We start from the raw sequence: 18529 nt of genomic DNA on the forward strand, positions 1-18529 counted from the left end.
ATGAAACTGCGCTTCACCAAGATGCACGGGGCGGGCAACGACTTCGTCGTGATCGACGCCACCGCGGCCCCGCTGTCGCTGTCTGTGGCGCAGCTGCAGCGCCTGGGCGACCGGCGCTTGGGCGTGGGGGCCGACCAGATCCTCGTGGTCGAGCGCGCCTCGTCGGCCGATGCCGATTTCCGCTACCGCATCTTCAACGGCGCCTCGGGCGAGGAGGTCGAGCACTGCGGCAACGGTGCGCGCTGCTTCGTGCGCTTCGTGCACGACAAGGGCCTGAGTGAGCGCAACCCCTTGCGGGTCGAGACCGTCAACAACCGCCTGGTGCTGCAGGCCCAGGCCGATGGCCGGGTGACGGTGGACATGAACGCACCGATCTTCGAGCCCGATCGCGTGCCCTTCGATGCCACGGGGCTCACGCCCCGCCTCGCAGGCCCGCAGCCCGGCTTGCCGCTGTGGCCGCTGGACCTGGGCGATGTGACGGTCGAGGTGGCGGTGCTGTCCATGGGCAATCCCCATGCCGTCTTGCGGGTCGACGACGTGGACGATGCCCCGGTGGCGCAGTGGGGCCCGCGCATCGAGCGGCATCCGCGCTTTGCGCGCAAGGTCAACGCCGGCTTCCTGCAGATCATCGACCGCGGCCACGTGAAGCTGCGCGTGTACGAGCGCGATGCGGGCGAGACGCTGGCCTGCGGCACCGGCGCCTGCGCGGCCGTGGTGGCCGGCATCCGCCAAGGCCTGCTCGATCCCGCGGTCGAGGTCGATACGCGCGGCGGCCGGCTGCGCATCGAATGGGCGGGCGGCGAGGCCCACGTCTTCATGACCGGCCCTGCGCAGACTGTCTTTGAAGGAGAAATCGAACTGTGAGCACTGCTTCCGGCATCCACGGCATCACCGAGGACGACATCGCCCACTTCCTCGCCAACACGCCCGGTTTCTTCGAGCGCCATGCCGAGCTGCTGGCCAGCATCCAGCTCACCAGCCCGCACGGCCATCGCGCCGTCTCGCTGCAGGAGCGTCAGATGGAGATGCTGCGCGAGAAGATCCGCGGCTTGGAGATGCGCCTGATGGAGATGATCCGCCACGGCCAGGAGAACATGGCGATCGCCGACAAGCTGCACCGCTGGACGCGCGCCCTGATGCTCACCGCCGATCCGGCCGACCTGCCCGGCACCCTGGTGCACGAACTCAAGGCCCAGTTCCTCATCCCCCAGGCCGGCATCCGCGTCTGGGGCGTGGTGGGCGCCTATGCCGACCAGCCTTTCGCCCAGGGGGCCAGCCAGGACACGCGCGCCTTCGCAAGCAGCCTGGTGCAGCCCTATTGCGGGGTGAATGCCGGCTTCGAGGCCGTGGGCTGGCTGGACGAGCCCACCACGGTGACCTCGGTGGCCCTGATCCCGCTGCGTCATGGCGTGGGCACCGACGCGTTCGGCCTGCTCGTGCTGGGCTCCCCGGACCCGACCCGCTACACCGCCGACATGGGCACCGAGTTCCTGATGCGTGTGGGCGACCTGGCCAGTGCCAGCCTCACGCGCCTGCTGCCGGAAGGCTGAGGCGGGAGCGGCCATGAAGGACGAGCCGCTGCCGCCGCCCATCGAGGGCTATCTCGAGCATCTGCGCGTGCAGCGGCGCGTGGCCGAGCTCACGCTGCGCGCCTATGCGCGCGACCTCGCACAACTGGCCCGGCTGGCCGGCGAGGTTGGCGTGGCACTGGAAGCGGTCCAGGCCCATCACGTGCGCCGCTGGCTCGGCCGGTTGCATGCGGGGGGGCTGTCCGGACGCAGCCTGGCGCGCACGCTCAGTGCCTGGCGGGGCTGCTACCGCTGGTGGGGGCGCCAGGGGGGCATCGCCCACAACCCTGTCGAGGGCGTCAAGGCTCCCAAGGCCCCCAGGACGCTGCCCAAAGCCCTGTCGGTGGAGCAGTCGGTGGCCTTGGCCGAACAGGGGCCGAGCGCCGCAGACGACCCCGTGCTGGCCGCGCGCGACCGCTGCATCGTGGAGCTGCTGTACGGGTGCGGCTTGCGCGTCAGCGAACTCGCCGGTCTGGACCTGCGCGCCACACCGGCCTCGCGCGGCTGGGTCGATCTGGACGGCGCCGAAGTCCACGTATTGGGCAAGGGCGGCAAGCGGCGCAGCGTGCCGGTGGGGCGGGCGGCGCTGCAGGCGCTGCGCGAGTGGCTGGCGCAGCGGCCGCGCCTGGTGCCCAGCGACGAGGCCGCGCTGCTGCTGAGCGAGCGCGGCAAGCGGCTGTCGGTCCAGCAGATCCGCGTGCGCCTGTCCCGGCGCGCCCTGCAGGCCGGCGTGCCCACACGGGTCCATCCACACATGCTGCGCCATTCCTTCGCCTCGCATCTCCTGCAGTCCAGCGGCGACCTGCGCGCGGTGCAGGAACTGCTCGGCCATGCCCACATCACCACCACCCAGATCTACACCCGGCTGGACTTCCAACACCTCGCTCGGGCCTACGACGCGGCCCATCCGCGGGCACGTCGCAAGCCCTGATCCTTTGAACCCCTCCCTTCCATGAATGTCATCACCCTGCGCGAAGGCAAGGAGCGTTCCCTGCTGCGCCACCACCCCTGGGTCTTTCAGGGGTCCATCGCCCGCGGACAAGCCAATGCCGGCGACACCGTGCGTGTCGAAGCCCAGGACGGCCGCTTCCTCGCCTGGGCGGCCTACAGCCCCGCCTCGATGATCCGCGCACGCGCGTGGAGCTTCGACGAGACCGAACGCATCGATGCGGACTTTTTCGCCCGCCGCATCGGCCGCGCGTTGGCGCTGCGCGCGCGCCTGCCGATCGACAGCGACGCCGTGCGCTTGATCCATGGGGAAGCCGACGCCCTGCCCGGCCTCATCGTGGACCGTTACGGCGACACGCTCAGCGCCCAGTTCCTCTCGGCTGGCACCGAGCGCTGGAAAGCCGTGATCGCCGACCAATTGCTCGCGGCCACCGGCCTGACGCGCCTGTACGAGCGCTCGGACTCCGGGGTGCGCGGCCTGGAGGGACTGCCGGCGCAGCGCGGATGGCTGCGCGGTCAGGGGCCTACCGAGATCACCATTCGCGAACACGGCTGGCAGCTCACGCTCGATGTGGCCGAGGGGCACAAGACCGGCTACTACCTCGACCAGCGCGACAACCGGCAACGCTTTGCGCAGTGGGTGCGCCACTTCGGGTGCCAGAGGGTGCTCAACTGCTACAGCTACACCGGCGGCTTCAGCGTCGCCGCGCTGGCCGGCGGGGCGCAGGAGGTGCTGAGCGTCGACTCCTCGGCGCCGGCCCTGGCCCGGGCCCAGGCCCATGTGGTGCTCAACGGCTTTGAGGCCGCACGCCACCAGGCCATCGATGCCGACGTGAACGAAACGCTGCGCCGCTTCGTGCGCGAAGGCCGGACCTTCGACGCCATCGTGCTCGATCCGCCCAAGTTCGCCCCCTCGGCGGCCCATGCCGAACGTGCGGCGCGAGCCTACAAGGACATCAACCGCCTGGCCTTCAAGCTGCTGGCCCCGGGGGGCCTGCTGCTGACCTTCTCATGCTCCGGCGGCATCGGTGCCGAGCTCTTTCACAAGATCGTCGCCGGCGCCGGACTCGACGCCGAGGTGGACGGGATGATCCTGTCACGCCTGGAGGCCTCGCCCGACCATCCGATGACGATCTGCTTTCCCGAGGGCGAATACCTCAAGGGATTGGCCATACTCAAGCAGGCGGCTTGAGCCCGGCTTCCCAGGCCGGGCTTCAGGGCAGCAGCCGCTCGCCGCGGAAGAGGTCGGCCGGCTGCTCGCGTTCGCGCACCAGATGGGCCTCGCCGCCGACGATCAGCACCTCGGCCGCCCGGCCGCGGGTGTTGTAGTTGCTGGCCATGCTCATGCCGTAGGCCCCGGCCGACAACACCGCGAGCCGGTCGCCCGGCTGCACGGCCAGCGCCCGGTTGCGGCCCAGCCAGTCGCCGGACTCGCACACCGGCCCCACCACGTCGTAGGTGATCGGCGCCTCGTTGCGCCGCCGGCAGGCCACGATGGCCATCGTGGCCTCGTACATCGCCGGGCGCATCAGGTCGTTCATCGCGGCATCGACGATGCAGAAGTTCTTCTCTTCCCCCGGCTTGAGGTAGAGCGCCTCGGTGAGCAGCACGCCGGCATTGCCCACCAGCGAGCGTCCGGGTTCGAACATCAGCATGCGGTGACCGTGGCCGCGCGCATCCAGGCGGGCCAGCAGGGCACCGATGAGCTCGTCGGCCGCCGGTGGCGTCTCGTCGGTGTAGGTGATGCCCAGCCCGCCGCCCAGGTCCAGGTGCTGCAGGCGCATGCCTTCGGCCTCGATGGCCTCCACCAGGTCCAGCACCCGGTCCAGCGCGTCCAGGTAAGGCGCGGTCTCGGTGATCTGCGAACCGATGTGGCAATCGATGCCGATCACCGACAGGCCCGGCAGCGCGGCGGCCCGGCGGTAGGTGGCCACGGCGCGGTCATGGGCCACACCGAACTTGTTGGCCTTGAGCCCGGTGGAGATGTAGGGGTGGGTGCCGGCATCCACGTCGGGGTTCACGCGCAGGCTGACGCGCGCCGTGAGCCCCTCTCGCACCGCCACGGCCGACAGCACCTCCAGCTCGGCTTCGCTTTCCACGTTGAAGCACTTCACCCCCGCACGCAGGGCGTCTCGCATTTCCTCGCGGGTCTTGCCCACGCCGGAAAACACCACGCGATCGGCGCTCACGCCCGCGGCCAGCACCCGTGCAAGCTCGCCACCCGAGACGATGTCGAAGCCGCATCCTGCCCGCGCGAAGGTCTGCAGCACGGCCAGATTGGAGTTGGCCTTCATCGCATAGCAGATCAGGTGTTCGCGACCGGCCAGTGCCTGCTGGTACGGCGCCAGCGCCGCCAGCATCGCAGCCTGGGAGTAGACATACAGGGGCGTGCCGAAGCGATCGGCCAGGGCGGCCAGCTCGCAGCCGTCGAGGTGGAGCGACTCGCCCCGGTAGGCGAGAAAAGGAGCGCCGGGCAGTTTCATCAGGAACGCGGGGCAGAGGGGGCTGAAGGGGGAGGAGGGGGCGCCGAGGCCGGTGCCGCCGCGGGCGCGGCGGCCGGCGACGCGGCGGGCAGGTACAGCGGCCCCTTCTGGCCGCAGGCCGATAGGCCCACCGCCAGTAGCGTCAGCAGGCCGGCCGCTAGAATGAATGCCCGTTTTGACATGCGCGGATTCTATCGGCGATGGCCCTCGAACCCACTCCCTTGAGCGACAGCGAATACCACGAACGCGCGCAGTCCGTGCTGGCCTCGGTGGAGGCCTGGGTGGACCGCCTGCTCGAGGACGACGTGATCGACATCGACACCCACCGCACCGGCGGGCTGCTCGAACTCGTCTTTCCCGGCGGGGCCAAGCTGGTCATCAACACCCAGCCGCCCCTGCACGAGATCTGGCTCGCGGCCCGCTCCGGGGGCTACCACTACAAGTATGTGCAGGGCCGCTGGCTCGACACCCGCGAAGGGGGCGAGTTCTTCGAGCGGCTCTCACACTGTGCCAGCGAACTGGCCGGGCAGCCCCTGCCGTTCACCGCCGGCTGAGGCCCGGCGCTTGGCCGCCCGGAACCGGGCTGTCAGGGCCTGAACAGATCGAGGATGCTGCGGCGTTCCTCTTCCGAGGTGGCGGTGCCCGGCGGTGGCGGGGCGTCCAGGCCCAGGCTCGACACCCCCGCGCCGTGGGCGTATTCGTCATAGAACCATTCGCCGCCCACCTGGATCAGTCCCGGCGGCGGTTCAGGCTGGCTCACTGGCACCCCTTTGAGCGCGGTGGCCATGTAGTCGATCCACACCGGCAGCGACAGGCCCCCGCCGGTTTCGCGGTCGCCCAGCTTGCGCGGGGTGTCGTAGCCGATCCACACGACCGCCACCACCTCGGGCTGGTAGCCGGCGAACCAGGCATCCACCGAGTCGTTGGTGGTGCCGGTCTTGCCGTACAGATCGGGTCGCTTGAGCGTGGCCTGGGCCCGGGCGGCCGTGCCGCTGCGGGTGACTTCCTGCAGCAGGCTGCTCATCACGAAGGCATTGCGCGGATCGATCGCCCGCATCGACTCGTCCAGCGGTGCGGGGGTGTGCTCCACGAGCACCCGGCCCCGGTTGTCGGTGACCTTGGTGATCAGCGACGGCGGCACCCGGTAGCCCCCGTTGGCAAAGACCGCATAGGCGGTGGCCATCTGCAGCGGCGTGACCGAGCCCGCGCCCAGCGCCAGGGTGAGGTAGGGGGGATGGCGTTGCGGGTCGAAGCCGAAACGGGTCACCCACTCCTGCGCATAGGCCGGGCCGATGGCCTCCAGCATGCGGATGGACACCATGTTCTTCGAACGGGCCAGGGCCCGGCGCAGCGACATCGGCCCGTCGAAGGTGCCATCGTAGTTCTTGGGTTCCCAGGGCTTGCTGCCGGTGGTCGTCGCGTCATAGAAGAGCGGCGCGTCGTTGATCACCGTGGCCGGGGTGAACCCGCGCTCCAGCGCGGCCGAGTAGATGAAGGGCTTGAAGCTCGAACCAGGCTGGCGCCAGGCCTGGGTGACATGGTTGAAGCGGCTCTTGGCGTGATCGAAGCCGCCCACCAGCGCGCGGATCTGGCCGGTGCGCGGGTCGAGCGAGACGAAGGCCCCTTCTACCTCGGGCAACTGGGTGATCGACCAACCGGCGCGGCCGAGGTCGATGACCCGGATCACCGAGCCCACGCGGATCTGGATGTTCGGCTTGGCCTTGGGTGACAGGCCCGATTGTGCCGGGCGCAGGCCCTCGCCCTGCACGGTGACGGTCTGGCCATCGGCCAGCATGGCCACGAGCTTCTTCGGGTCCACCTCGAGCACCACGGCGGCGCGCACCTCGTCGTTGTCCGGGTACTCCACCAGCGCTTCGGCCACACGGGCATCGACCTGGGCCGGATCCTTGGGCAGGTCCACATGGCCTTCGGGGCCGCGGTACCACTGGCGGCGCTCGTAGTCCATGATGCCTTTGCGCAGCGCGCGGTAGGCCGCGACCTGCTCGTCCGAGCGGATCGTGGTGTAGACATTCAGCCCCCGCGTGTAGCTTTCTTCCCCGTACTGGTTGTAGATGAGCTGCCGTGCGGTCTCGGCCACGTACTCGGCGTGGACGGGCAGGGTCGGGGCCTGGCGGTAACGCAGCACTTCGGCCTTGGCCGCGGCGTGCTGGGCCTCGGTGATGAAGCCGTTGTCCAGCATGCGGTCGATGATGTACTGCTGACGCACCCTTGCACGAGGCGGGTTGCGGATCGGGTTGTAGGCCGCCGGTGCCTTGGGCAGGCCGGCCAGCATCGCCGCTTCGGCGATGCTGATGTCCTTGAGATCCTTGCCGAAATAGATCTCCGCCGCGGCGGCGAAACCATAGGCCCGCTGGCCCAGGTAGATCTGGTTCATGTAGAGCTCGAGGATCTCGTCCTTGCTCAGCATGTTCTCGATCTTCAGGGCCAGCAGCACTTCGTAGACCTTGCGGGTGAAGGTCTTCTCGGAGGACAGGTAGAAATTGCGCGCCACCTGCATCGTGATCGTCGAGGCCCCCTGGCTGCCCACCGAGCCGAAGTTGGCCAGCGCCGCCCGCAGCATGCCCTTGTAATCGATGCCGCTGTGGTCGTAGAAGCGCGCGTCCTCGATGGCCAGCACGGCCTGTTTCATCACCACGGGGATCTGCTCGATCGGCACGAACTTGCGGCGCTCCTCGCCGAATTCGCCCAGCAGCACCCCGTCGGCCGAGAACACGCGCATCGGCAGCTTCGGCCGGTAGTCGGTCAGGCCGTCGATGTCCGGCAGGTTCGGATAGGCCACGGCCAGCGCCATGGCCACCAGCATCGCGCCGGCCGCCGCCCCGGCGGCCAGCAGGCCCAGCGTCCAGGCTGCCACACGGGTTGCCCAGTGCGCCCAGGGCGGCAATGTGGGGCGACCTTGGGGCGAAGACGAGCGGGAGGAATCAGACATGCATGCGCTTTCGATGGGCCGCCGCAGGACGCGGCCTTGCCGGCCACGTGCCGGCGTTCGCCCCGGCGCCGCGCGCCGCGGGGTGGGTGGATCGCTGTTCCGATTATAGGAAGCCCCCATGCCGCACCGCGCCTGCAGCACCCGCACGAACCGCCCTTGCCCACCTGGCGGGTCGGCATCTTGACACAGCTTGTTTCAATGTCCGGCGCAGGCTCAGGGTTCTCCCGGAAACGGGGTTTTGACGTCAACTTCCGGCAACGGAAACAAACGTTTAAAGCGTGAAAAAATCTTTGTTGCTCAAAGGGTTTACTGCTAGCATTGAAGTAACTTATTAACAATCCGGCGCACCTGTCCGTGCCGTTGGGGGACCCCTGTGAGCTTTCTTGACGTTTTGCTGGGCCGCAAGCATCCGCCGCTTGTCGGGCTGGACATCAGTTCGTCGAGCGTGAAGCTGGTCGAACTGGGGCAGACCGCCTCCGGTGAGTACGTCGTCGAACGTTTCGCCACCGAGAGTTTCGAGAAGGGTTGGATCGCCGACGGTCAGATCGAGAAGTTCGACGAAGTGGCCGACGCAGTGCGCCGTGTGGTCGTCAAGAGCGGCACGCGCACCAAGCATGTGGCCATGGCGATGCCCCAGTCCTCAGTGATCACGAAGAAGATCGTGCTGCCGGCCGGCCTGCGCGAGGAGGAACTCGAGATGCAGGTCGAGTCCGAGGCCAACCAGTACATCCCTTTCTCGCTCGATGAAGTCAGCCTGGATTTCTGCGTGGTCGGTCCGAGCCCCACCTCGGCCGGCGACGTGGAGGTGCTGATCGCCGCCTCCCGCAAGGACCGCGTGCAGGATCGCCAGGGCCTGGCCGAGGCGGCCGGGCTCAAACCGGTGGTGCTCGACATCGAGTCGCATGCCTCGCGCCTGGCCGTCAGCCGCCTGATCCAGGCCCTGCCCAATGAGGGGCGCGATTCGCTGGTGGCGCTGTTCGAGATCGGGGCCGAGACCACGAGCCTGAAAGTGCTGCGTGACGACGAACTCCTCTACGATCGCGACCAGGCGTTTGGCGGCAGCCAGCTCACCCAATTGATCTCGCGTCAGTACGGCTTCTCTTTCGAGGAGGCCGAGCAGAAGAAGCTCGCCGCAGACCTGCCCGAGGACTACGAGCAGACCATCCTCAATCCCTTTGTCGACAGCATGGCCCAGGAAGTCGGCCGCGCGCTGCAGTACTTCTTCACCAGCACGCCTCACCACAAGGTGCATTACGTGATGCTGGCCGGCGGCAGCGCAGCCCTGCCCGGACTGAAGGAGCGCGTCACCGAGCAGACAGGCTTCGCGTCGATGATCGTCAACCCCTTCGAAGGCATGAAGCTCGGTTCCAGCGTGCGCGAGAGCAAGCTGCGCCGTGAGGCCCCGTCGTACCTCACGGCCTGCGGCCTGGCGATGCGGAGGTTCCTGCAATGATCCTCATCAACCTGCTTCCCCACCGGGAAGAAAAGCGCCGCCGCCGCAAGCAGGCCTTTTTTGCCGTCCTGGGCTTCTCCGCCCTGGGCGGGGCGCTCATCGTGGTGCTGTGGTACGCCGTGCTGCAACAAATGATCTCCACCCAGCAGGAGCGCAACGCCTTCTTGCAGCAGGAGATCCGCAAGCTCGACGAACAGATCAAGGACATCGCCAACCTGCGGGCCGAGATCGAGGCGCTCAAGGCGCGCCAGAAGGCGGTGGAGGATCTGCAGACCGACCGCAACATGCCGGTGCACCTGCTCAACGAACTGGTGCGCCAGACACCCGAAGGCGTGTACCTCACCACCATTCGCCAGGACGGGCAGACCGTGTCGATCAACGGCGTGGCCCAGACCAACGAGCGCGTGTCCGAACTGCTGCGCAACACCGCCTACAACTCCACCTGGCTGGAGCGCCCGGAGCTCATCGAGATCAAGGCGGCCAATGTGCGCACCGACGGGCGCGAGCAACGCCGGCTTTTCGAGTTCTCGATGCGCGTGGCGCTCAAGCGCCCGCAGGACGCCCCGGTACCGGCTGCGGCGGCCAGCGCACCGGCGGGTTCGCCCTCTTGAGGAAGACGTCATGGCCAAAGCAAACCTCAATCTGAGCGAGCTGTCCGACGAGATCGCCTCCCAGTTCCGGGGGCTGGATCCGAACGAACCCGGGCAATGGCCCATCCTCCCGCAAGCGGCGGTGTGGCTGCTGGCGGCCGTGGCGGTGGTGGTGCTGGGCTGGTTCCTGGTGCTCACCGGTGAGGCCGACCTGCTGGAGTCCGAACGCAACCGTGAGCCCGAGCTGAAGCAGACCTACCGCAACAAGCTCGCCCAGGCGGTGAACCTCGGTGAACTGCGCAAGCAGCGGCTGCAGGTCCAGGAATACGTCACCCAGCTCGAGAAGCAGTTGCCCGGCAAGGCCGAGATGGACGCCTTGCTGTCGGACATCAACCAGGCCGGCCTGGGCCGCGCCCTGCAGTTCGAGCTGTTCCGCCCCGGTCAGGTGGTCGTCAAGGACTACTACGCCGAGCTGCCCATCGCGATCCGCGTGACCGGCCGCTACCACGACATCGGCGCCTTCACCGCTGACATCGCCAATCTCTCGCGCATCGTGACCCTGCATGGGCTGAACGTGAGCGTGCCCAAGGGCGGCGAGACCAGCGGGGTTTTGGGCATGGAGGCGACGGCCCGCACCTACCGCTACCTGGATCAGTCGGAGATCGAAGCGCAGCGCAAGGCCAAGGCCGAGGCTGCCAAGCAGGGGGGCAAGCAATGATGCGCCGGTGCATGAAGTCACTCGCGCTGCCCCTGGTGGCGCTGGCTGCCCTGTCCGGCTGCGGGGGGCCGCAAGACGAGTTGCAGGCCTGGATGGAGCAGCAAAAGCGCGAGGTCCAGCCCCGCGTCACCCCGCTGGAGCCGCCCAAGAAGTTCGACCCTCAGCCCTACGTGGCAGCCGACGGCGTCGAGCCTTTCAGCCCCCAGAAGCTCACCGTCGCGCTCAAGCAGGAGGCGCGCCAGCCGAACTCGCTGATCGCGGCCGAACTGAACCGGCGGCGCGAACCGCTGGAGGCCTACCCCCTGGACAGCATGACCATGGTCGGTAGTGTCTCCCGCCAGGGACGCCAATACGCCTTGCTGCGCGTGGACAACCTGCTCTACCAGGTCAAGGTCGGCGACTACCTGGGACAGAACTACGGTCGCATCACCCGCATCACCGAGACGGAGGTTTCTCTCCGGGAGATCGTTCAGGACGCCGCTGGCGAGTGGATCGAGCGCACCAGCAGCCTGCAGCTTCAGGAGAAGACCCAATGAGAACCATGCAGCAACACACCAAGATGAAGAACCTGCGCATCGGCGCCCTGGGGCTGGTCTTGTTCGTGGCGCCGGCCTTGGCCCTGGCGCAGGCGGCCATCCGTTCGATCAGCGCCAGCCAGAGCGCAGGCGCCGAGGTCGTGCGCATCGAGCTGTCTCAGCCTCTGCAGGCCGTGCCCGGCGGCTTCACCGTGCAGACGCCGCCGCGCATCGCCATCGACCTGCCTGGCGTGACCAGTGACCTGCCGCGCTCCAGCGTGGACATCAACCAGGGCAATGTGCGCTCGGCCAACATCGCCCAGGCCGGTGAGCGCACCCGCCTCGTGCTGAACCTGAAGCAGCCGGCCAACTACACCGCACAGATCCAAGGCAATGCCTTGCTGCTGGTGCTGGAGAACACCGGGGCGGCTGCGTCGGCTGCCGGCAGCACCGTCCATTTCGCCCCCAGCACCAACGAGACTGCGCAGGCCCTGCGCGGCGTGGACTTCCGGCGCGGGGCCGAAGGGGCCGGCCGTGTGGTGGTCGAATTGCCCAGCACCCAGGTGGGCGTGGACATCCGTCAGCAGGGTGCGAACCTGGTGGTGGAGTTCCTGCGCACGACCCTGCCCGACAGCCTTCGCCGCCGCCTGGACGTGACCGATTTCGGCACGCCGGTGCAGACGGTCTCCACCACGCAGGTGGGTGACCTGGTGCGCATGGTGGTCGAGCCCCGCGGGAACTGGGAGCACAGCGCCTACCAGACCGACACCCAGTTCGTGCTGGAGGTCCGCCCGCAGAAGGAGGATCCCAACCGCCTCGTGCAGGGCCCCACCTTCCAGGGCGAGAAGCTCTCGCTGAACTTCCAGAACATCGAGGTGCGCTCGTTGCTGCAGGTGATCGCGGACTTCACCAACTTCAACGTGGTGACCAGCGACTCCGTGACCGGCAACGTCACGCTGCGCCTGCGCGACGTGCCCTGGGACCAGGCCCTGGAGATCATCCTGCAGGCCAAGGGGCTGGGCTACCGCAAGGCCGGCAATGTGCTGTGGATCGCTCCCAAGGACGAGATCGCGGCCAAGGAGAAGCTCGAGCTCGAGGCCAAGGCCCAGATCGCCCAGCTCGAACCGCTGCGCACCCAGTCCTTCCAGCTCAACTACGCCAAGGCCACCGACGTGGTGCGCAGCCTGGTGGGCTCCGGCGCAGGGGCGGGCTCCCCGGGGGCGCCGGGTGGCGGCGGGGGAGGCATGCGCATCCTCACGCCGCGTGGCAGTGTCATTGCCGAGCCGCGTACCAACCAGTTGTTCATCACGGACATCGCCTCCAAGCTGGAGGAAGTGCAGCAGCTCATCAGCAAGATCGACATCCCGGTGCGGCAGGTCATGATCGAGGCGCGCATCGTCGAGGCTGACGACAGCTTCGGCCGCCAACTGGGTGTCAAGCTCGGTGCCACCGACCTGCGTGGCGTGCGGGGCGGCACGCCGGGCTGGAGCCTGGGTGGCAACAACCGCATCGGTATCGGGGGCACCTACCTCGGCATCGGTGAGCAGACCCTGCAGGCGGCGGTCACCGGGGGCAGCTACATCCCGAACAGCTATTTCGTGAACCTGCCGGCGCAGTCCATCGACGGCTCCAACCCGGCCACGCTGGCGTTGTCGCTGTTCAGCTCCGCGGCCAACCGCTTCCTGAACCTGGAAATCTCGGCCCTGGAAGCCGACGGCAAGGGCCGTGTGGTCTCCAGTCCGCGTGTCATCACGGCCGACCAGGTGACGGCGCTGATCGAGCAGGGCACCGAACTGCCCTACCAGAACGCCACCTCCAGCGGTGCCACCAGCGTGGAATTCCGCAAGGCCAGCCTCAAGCTCGAAGTCAAGCCCCAGATCACGCCCGAGGGCGGCATCATCCTCGACGTGGACGTCAACAAGGACACCCCGGGCATCCTGACACCCGGCGGCTATGCGATCGACACCAAGCACGTCAAGACCCAGGTGTTGGTGGAGAACGGTGGCACGGTGGTGATCGGTGGCATCTTCACGATGAGCGAGCGCGAGGATGTCAGCAAGGTGCCGCTGCTGGGCGACATCCCGGTGCTGGGCCATCTGTTCAAGCAGCGCGGCACGTCGCGGGAGAAGACCGAACTGCTGGTGTTCCTCACGCCCCGCATCGTTTCCGAGCGCGGCGGGGTGCAGTGAGTGGCCCTAAAGCTTTGGCATAAGTCGAACGTTCAGGAACGGGATCATGTACAAACGGATGTTCAAACAGGCCGGTCTGGCCATTGCTGTGCTCGCCCTTGTCGCGGCCTGCGGTGGCGGCGGGGGGGACGCAGGTGACTCGCCATTTGGCAGTGGAGGCAGTGGAAGCGGATCGAGCGGTGATGGCGGGGGCTCTGGAACGGGTGGGGGCGGCAGTGCGCCTGGCGGAGGCATTTCCGATGTCAGCACCAATTTGCCGAGTCAGAAATCCATTTCGATCTCCGCAGAAAAGTACGCGTTGGATTGGTCGGTCGATGGCGACACCACCACGATCACAGTGCGCGTGACCGACACGGCGGGCAACCCCGTACCTGAAGGTTCGGTGGTGCAGTTTTCCACCGAGGGCGGGCAAATCCAAACATCCTGCCGATTGACGGGCGCCACCTCTGGAGCATCGAACATTTCTGCGTGTAGCGTCACATTTGCGACGCAGAACCGTCGTCCCAGCGATGGTTATGTGTCTGTGCTGGCTTGGTTGGAGGGTGAGGAAGCCTACGTCGATCTGAACGGCAGCGGTCGCTACGATGCCGGTGAGCCGTTCTGGGACGCCGGTCGTTTGTTCAGGGACGACAACGAAAACGCAACGTACGACTCGGGCATTGACGAATTGAACCTGGGGAGCAGCGCTTCGGGTGCGCTTGGAATAGGCACATCGACGTGTGTTCAGCCGGGCTCTACGTACGACGACTATCTGAACGATAACTCGGTGCCCTTGTCGGTGCCGGGCACCTGCGATGGGGTTTGGGGGCGTTCGATCATTCGCACCCGAACGATATTGCCGGTGTCCGATCCCCGCGTCATGGGGCTCGAAGACGCGAGTACTGCGGGGGCGGCGCGGGTTCGATTGTTCGCACAATACGGCACCCGTCGCACGGCAGCCCCGGCGGGCACAGCCTTGTCTGTACAAGGAGTGCCCAGCGGATGCACGATTTCCGTCTCTCCGGCGCAGGTCAGTGATGGGGACATTGCGCCGACGGAACATCGCTTGAGCGGCGCCGGAACTTGCAGCGGAGCGAATGTCACGGTCGTGGCCAAATTCAAGTCCTATGAGGTCAATACCGTGGTCACGATGCCGTGATGGCCTCGGAAGAGGTCCGTCTCCCTGCAGATTCGCCGCATGCGCCGAGCGACTCGACGGCGCGCGCCGCGGGCGTCATCGCTCTCGTCGGCTTGCCCGGCAGTGGCAAGTCCACGATCGGCCGCCATCTGGCTCGCCGTTTGCAGCTCGATTTGATCGATACCGATGCGCTGATCGAAAAGCGCCTGGGCGAGACGATCCGGGCGTTTTTCGAGCGTGAAGGGGAGGAGCGGTTTCGGCAGATCGAGCACGAGACCCTCCGGGACGCCCTGACCCCCCCGCGTCGATGTGTCATGGCCACCGGGGGAGGCATCGTGTTGCGCGAAGACAATCGGTGCCTCCTGGCCCGCGGTGCCGTCGTGGTCTACTTGCGCTCTTCACCCGAGGATCTGGCCCGGCGGCTGCGGCACGATCGGCAGCGGCCGCTGCTTCAGGTGGCTCATCCTCTGGCCAAGTTGCGAGAACTCTATCGGGTGCGTGACCCCCTTTATCGAGAGGTCGCCCATTTCACCGTGGAAACCGGCCGGCCCTCAGTGGCTTTGTTGACGCAGACGATCGCCACACAACTGGAGCTCGGCGGGCTGTGGCCACCCCAAGCCTAGCGTCGGGCGGCTGTCACGATCCACTACACTGAGGGCATGCATGGCAGCCCCTCTTCTCTACGGCCTCAGACGCTGACGGTTCAACTGGCCGAGCGCAGCTACCCCATCTTGATCGGCCCCGGTCTGCTGGGCTCGGCGGACAGCTATGCCGGGCTGCCCCGCAGCCGGATGGCCGCCATCGTCAGCAACGAGACGGTGGCGCCGCTGTACGCCGGGGCACTGGCCGATGCGCTGGCCGCTCGCCACGAGCGGGTCATCCAGGTCGTGCTGCCCGATGGCGAGGTGCACAAGGATTGGCCCACGCTCGACCGCATCTTCGATGCCCTGCTGGCCGAAGGCTGCGATCGTCAGACGGTGCTCTATGCCCTGGGCGGTGGGGTGGTCGGCGACATGACCGGTTTTGCCGCCGCCTGCTACATGCGGGGGGTGCCCTTCGTGCAGGTGCCCACGACGCTGCTCGCGCAGGTGGACTCCTCGGTGGGCGGCAAGACGGCGATCAACCACCCGCGCGGCAAGAACATGATCGGGGCCTTCTACCAGCCGCAAGCGGTGGTGTGCGACCTCGACGTGCTCGACACCCTGCCCGAGCGTGAGCTGTCGGCCGGCCTGGCCGAAGTGATCAAGTACGGCCCCATCGCCGATCCGGCCTTCCTGGACTGGATCGAGGCGAACATCGCGGCCCTGCGCGCTCGCGACAAGGCCGCGCTTGCTCATGCGGTGCGCCGCTCCTGCGAGATCAAGGCCTGGGTGGTCGGGCAGGATGAGCGCGAGTCCGGCCTGCGCGCGATCCTGAACTTCGGCCACACGTTCGGACATGCGATCGAGGCGGGCCTGGGGTATGGGCACTGGCTGCATGGCGAGGCGGTGGGCTGCGGCATGGTGATGGCCAGCGAGTTGTCGGCCCGTCTGGGTTTGATGCCAGCCTCGTTCGTGGATCGCATGCGCCGTCTCATCGAGCGGGCAGGATTGCCGGTACAGGGGCCGCCCCTGGGCGCGTCGCGTTATCTCGATCTCATGCGGGTGGACAAGAAGAACGAGGGTGGGCAGATCCGCTTCGTGGTCATCGAGGCCTTGGGGCGCGCGGGCTTGCGTGCAGTGCCCGATGCCTTGGTGGTCGAAGTGATCGAGGCCTGCACGGCTTGACGCCTGGCCAGCAGCGCGATGCTCGCCCCCTACGCCTGTGACCCGGCCCATTCGCGAGGACGGCGCCATCCCGAACCCGAGGCGCCCACCCGCAACGCCTTCCAGCGCGACCGCGACCGCATCGTGCACAGCACGGCCTTCCGGCGACTGGTCTACAAGACCCAGGTCTTCCTGAACCACGAGGGCGACCTGTTCCGCACACGTCTGACACATTCGCTGGAGGTGGCCCAGCTGGGTCGCTCCATCGCCCGGGTGCTGGGGCTGCATGAGGATCTGGTCGAGGCCATCGCGCTGGCGCATGATCTGGGCCACACGCCCTTCGGCCATGCAGGCCAGGATGCGCTGCACGAATGCATGCGCGAGGACGGCGGCTTCGAGCACAACTTGCAGAGCCTGCGGGTGATTGACGAGCTGGAGGAACGATACCCCGGCTTCGACGGGCTCAACCTCAGTTTCGAGACACGCGAGGGGGTGCTCAAGCACTGCTCGCGTGCCAACGCTGAGCGACTGGGGGAGGTGGGACGGCGCTTCCTGGAGGGCACGCGGCCCAGCCTGGAGGCCCAGTTGTGCAACCTGGCCGATGAGATCGCCTACAACGCCCACGACATCGACGATGGCGTGCGCTCGGGCCTGCTGCGTTTCGAGCAGCTCGAAGAAGTGCCGCTGGTGGCACGCTACCGTCATGCGGTGCTGCGCGAGCACCCGGATCTTCCGGTCAAGCGCGTGCTGGCCGAGGCGATCCGCCGCATGCTGTCGGACCAGGTGTACGACGTCATCGATGCGACGCGGGCTGCGTTGGAGGCCCATCGGCCGCGGGACGTCGATGAGGTGCGTCGGCTGCCCGTCCTGCTTCGTTTCAGCCCGACCATGCGCGCGCAAAGCGATGAGCTCAAGCGTTTCCTGCGCGCCAACCTCTACCGGCACCCGCAGGTGGTGGAGACCACCGAGCGCGGCAAACGGGTCGTGCGGGAGCTGTTCGCCGCCTACGATCACGACCCGCGCGAGATGCCAGCCGATCACTGGCAGGACGGCCGCAAGGGGCGCCGGGCGATTGCCGACTACATCGCCGGCATGACCGACCGCTATGCCATCCGCGAGCACGAACGGCTCACGGGCGTGCGGCTGTTCTGATCAGGCATTCGCAAAGCGCCAGACCCCGTCCTCGCCAAGCCGGCGTTCGAGCCGGCCCTCGAACCACAGGGCGTGCAGGTGGGCCAGGGCTTCGCCCATCGCGAAGGTCGTCTGGTGCAGGTCGAGCGGGCGCTTGAACATCACGCCCAGCAGATCGGCCGCGCTGCGCGGCGCGCTGCTGCAGGCTTGCATCACTTCGTGCAGGCGCTCGGCATGGTGGGCCTGCAACTGCCGCACCCGCTCGTGCAGCCCGAGGAAGGGTCGCCCGTGCGAGGGCAGGACCAGCGTGTCCTCGTGCAGGCTGCACAGGCCCTGGATCGATGCCAGGTACAGCGGCAGGGGATTGCCCTCGGGTTCGAGGTCGAAGACGCTGACGTTGGTGGAGATGCGCGGCAGCAACATGTCTCCGGCAATGAGCAGCGGGCCGCCGTCCTCGGTGTACAGCGAGATGTGTTCAGGGGCGTGGCCATAGCCGGCGATGCAACGCCAGTCTCGACCGCCGATGCGCAGCACCTGGTCGTGCATCAGGCGCCGGAACTGCTCGGGCACCCGGGGCACCATGGAGGCATAGTAGTTCCCCCGCTGGCGCACCCGCTCCACGGACAGTGGGTCGGTGAGGCCGTGGCTGGCGAAGAAGGCGGCGGCGCTGTCGCCGCCGTGCCCGCCAGCGCGCAGGCTGCCCAGCCGGGCGGCGTTGTAGTCGGTGGCGCTGATCCACAGGCGGCAGCCCCAGCGCTCGGTGAGCCAGTGGGCCAGGCCGATGTGGTCGGGGTGCATGTGGGTGACGATCACGCGCAGCACGGGCAGCCCCTCCAGCTCCCGGTCGAAGACCTGCTCCCAGGCCTGGCGCGTGGCATCGTTGGCGATGCCGCAGTCGACGAGCGTCCAGCCCTCGCGGCCGTCCAGCCGGTCGCGCAGCAGCCACAGGTTGATGTGGTCGAGTGCAAAGGGCAGGCCCATGCGCACCCAGCGCAGCCCGGGGGCCACTTCCAGGCTGGCGCCGGGCGGCGGCAGGCGCTCGCCCAGCGGGTATTCGAGACGCTGTTCCTGCGGGTTCATTCGCTACACTTTACGTAAACGTCATTCGCCCCAGTATAGGCA

18 protein-coding genes are annotated in these 18529 nt (G+C 67.7%); 14 read left to right on the top strand and 4 right to left on the bottom strand.

Annotation, left to right across the window (positions count from 1 at the left end; genetic code table 11):
* Genes dapF through AC1ECW_RS04090 form a run of 4 tightly spaced genes read left to right on the top strand, consistent with a single transcriptional unit; the run spans position 1 to position 3708 of the window.
* The gene (gene dapF / locus AC1ECW_RS04075) at positions 1 to 864 is read left to right on the top strand and encodes a diaminopimelate epimerase (protein ID WP_481201260.1); all 864 of its coding nucleotides are present in this window, start codon (positions 1 to 3) and stop codon (positions 862 to 864) included.
* The gene (locus tag AC1ECW_RS04080; protein ID WP_481201261.1) at positions 861 to 1550 is read left to right on the top strand and encodes a DUF484 family protein; all 690 of its coding nucleotides are present in this window, start codon (positions 861 to 863) and stop codon (positions 1548 to 1550) included. The genes dapF and AC1ECW_RS04080 overlap by 4 nt, the downstream gene beginning before the upstream one ends.
* 13 nt (positions 1551 to 1563) lie before the next feature.
* Complete coding sequence (xerC, locus tag AC1ECW_RS04085; RefSeq protein ID WP_481201262.1) at positions 1564 to 2499, top strand: tyrosine recombinase XerC; 936 nt, start codon at positions 1564 to 1566, stop codon at positions 2497 to 2499.
* Positions 2500 to 2520: 21 nt separating this feature from the next.
* Complete coding sequence (locus AC1ECW_RS04090) at positions 2521 to 3708, top strand: class I SAM-dependent rRNA methyltransferase (protein ID WP_409703109.1); 1188 nt, start codon at positions 2521 to 2523, stop codon at positions 3706 to 3708.
* Between the two features lie 22 nt (positions 3709 to 3730).
* Here the strand turns inward: AC1ECW_RS04090 and lysA are convergent, their stop codons facing one another.
* A complete protein-coding gene (gene lysA, locus AC1ECW_RS04095) occupies positions 3731 to 4999 on the bottom strand; it encodes a diaminopimelate decarboxylase (RefSeq protein WP_481201263.1) in 1269 nt (422 codons plus the stop codon).
* On the bottom strand, positions 4999 to 5181 hold the full coding sequence (gene lptM / locus AC1ECW_RS04100) for an LPS translocon maturation chaperone LptM (RefSeq protein ID WP_409703115.1): 183 nt from the start codon (positions 5179 to 5181) through the stop codon (positions 4999 to 5001). The genes lysA and lptM overlap by 1 nt, the downstream gene beginning before the upstream one ends.
* Positions 5182 to 5220: 39 nt before the next feature.
* Between lptM and cyaY the strand changes: the two genes are divergently transcribed.
* Positions 5221 to 5553 (top strand): iron donor protein CyaY, encoded by a 333-nt coding sequence (gene cyaY / locus AC1ECW_RS04105; protein WP_481201264.1) that lies wholly within the window; start codon positions 5221 to 5223, stop codon positions 5551 to 5553.
* A 32-nt stretch (positions 5554 to 5585) separates the two neighbouring features.
* On the opposite strand, the gene AC1ECW_RS04110 is transcribed toward cyaY, so the two are convergent.
* Entirely contained in the window at positions 5586 to 7949 is a 2364-nt protein-coding gene (locus tag AC1ECW_RS04110; protein WP_481201265.1) for a penicillin-binding protein 1A, read from the bottom strand.
* Positions 7950 to 8322: 373 nt separating this feature from the next.
* Between AC1ECW_RS04110 and AC1ECW_RS04115 the strand changes: the two genes are divergently transcribed.
* The 9 genes from AC1ECW_RS04115 (at position 8323) to AC1ECW_RS04155 (ending at position 17428) form a co-directional block, all read left to right on the top strand.
* On the top strand, positions 8323 to 9402 hold the full coding sequence (locus AC1ECW_RS04115) for a pilus assembly protein PilM (protein WP_409703124.1): 1080 nt from the start codon (positions 8323 to 8325) through the stop codon (positions 9400 to 9402).
* Positions 9399 to 10013, top strand: a complete 615-nt coding sequence (locus tag AC1ECW_RS04120; protein ID WP_409703127.1) for a PilN domain-containing protein — start codon at positions 9399 to 9401, stop codon at positions 10011 to 10013. Before AC1ECW_RS04115 ends, AC1ECW_RS04120 begins: the two co-directional genes overlap by 4 nt.
* Before the next feature lie 10 nt (positions 10014 to 10023).
* Entirely contained in the window at positions 10024 to 10710 is a 687-nt protein-coding gene (locus AC1ECW_RS04125) for a type IV pilus inner membrane component PilO (RefSeq protein WP_481201266.1), read from the top strand.
* A complete protein-coding gene (locus AC1ECW_RS04130) occupies positions 10710 to 11246 on the top strand; it encodes a pilus assembly protein PilP (protein WP_481201322.1) in 537 nt (178 codons plus the stop codon). The genes AC1ECW_RS04125 and AC1ECW_RS04130 overlap by 1 nt, the downstream gene beginning before the upstream one ends.
* Before the next feature lie 5 nt (positions 11247 to 11251).
* The gene (locus AC1ECW_RS04135) at positions 11252 to 13414 is read left to right on the top strand and encodes a type IV pilus secretin PilQ (RefSeq protein WP_409703133.1); all 2163 of its coding nucleotides are present in this window, start codon (positions 11252 to 11254) and stop codon (positions 13412 to 13414) included.
* Positions 13415 to 13460: 46 nt separating this feature from the next.
* Entirely contained in the window at positions 13461 to 14552 is a 1092-nt protein-coding gene (locus tag AC1ECW_RS04140) for an Ig-like domain-containing protein (protein WP_409703136.1), read from the top strand.
* A gap of 77 nt (positions 14553 to 14629) precedes the next feature.
* Complete coding sequence (locus AC1ECW_RS04145) at positions 14630 to 15154, top strand: shikimate kinase (protein ID WP_481201323.1); 525 nt, start codon at positions 14630 to 14632, stop codon at positions 15152 to 15154.
* 36 nt (positions 15155 to 15190) lie between these two features.
* A complete protein-coding gene (gene aroB, locus AC1ECW_RS04150) occupies positions 15191 to 16297 on the top strand; it encodes a 3-dehydroquinate synthase (RefSeq protein ID WP_481201267.1) in 1107 nt (368 codons plus the stop codon).
* Between the two features lie 18 nt (positions 16298 to 16315).
* The gene (locus tag AC1ECW_RS04155) at positions 16316 to 17428 is read left to right on the top strand and encodes a deoxyguanosinetriphosphate triphosphohydrolase (RefSeq protein WP_409703142.1); all 1113 of its coding nucleotides are present in this window, start codon (positions 16316 to 16318) and stop codon (positions 17426 to 17428) included.
* Here AC1ECW_RS04155 and AC1ECW_RS04160 read toward each other — a convergent pair whose 3' ends face one another.
* Positions 17429 to 18487, bottom strand: coding sequence for an MBL fold metallo-hydrolase (locus tag AC1ECW_RS04160; RefSeq protein WP_409703145.1), 1059 nt, complete (start codon positions 18485 to 18487; stop codon positions 17429 to 17431). It abuts the gene before it with no gap.
* Positions 18488 to 18529 lie beyond the last annotated feature (42 nt).

The sequence above is a fragment of the Caldimonas hydrothermalis genome (assembly GCF_056746695.1).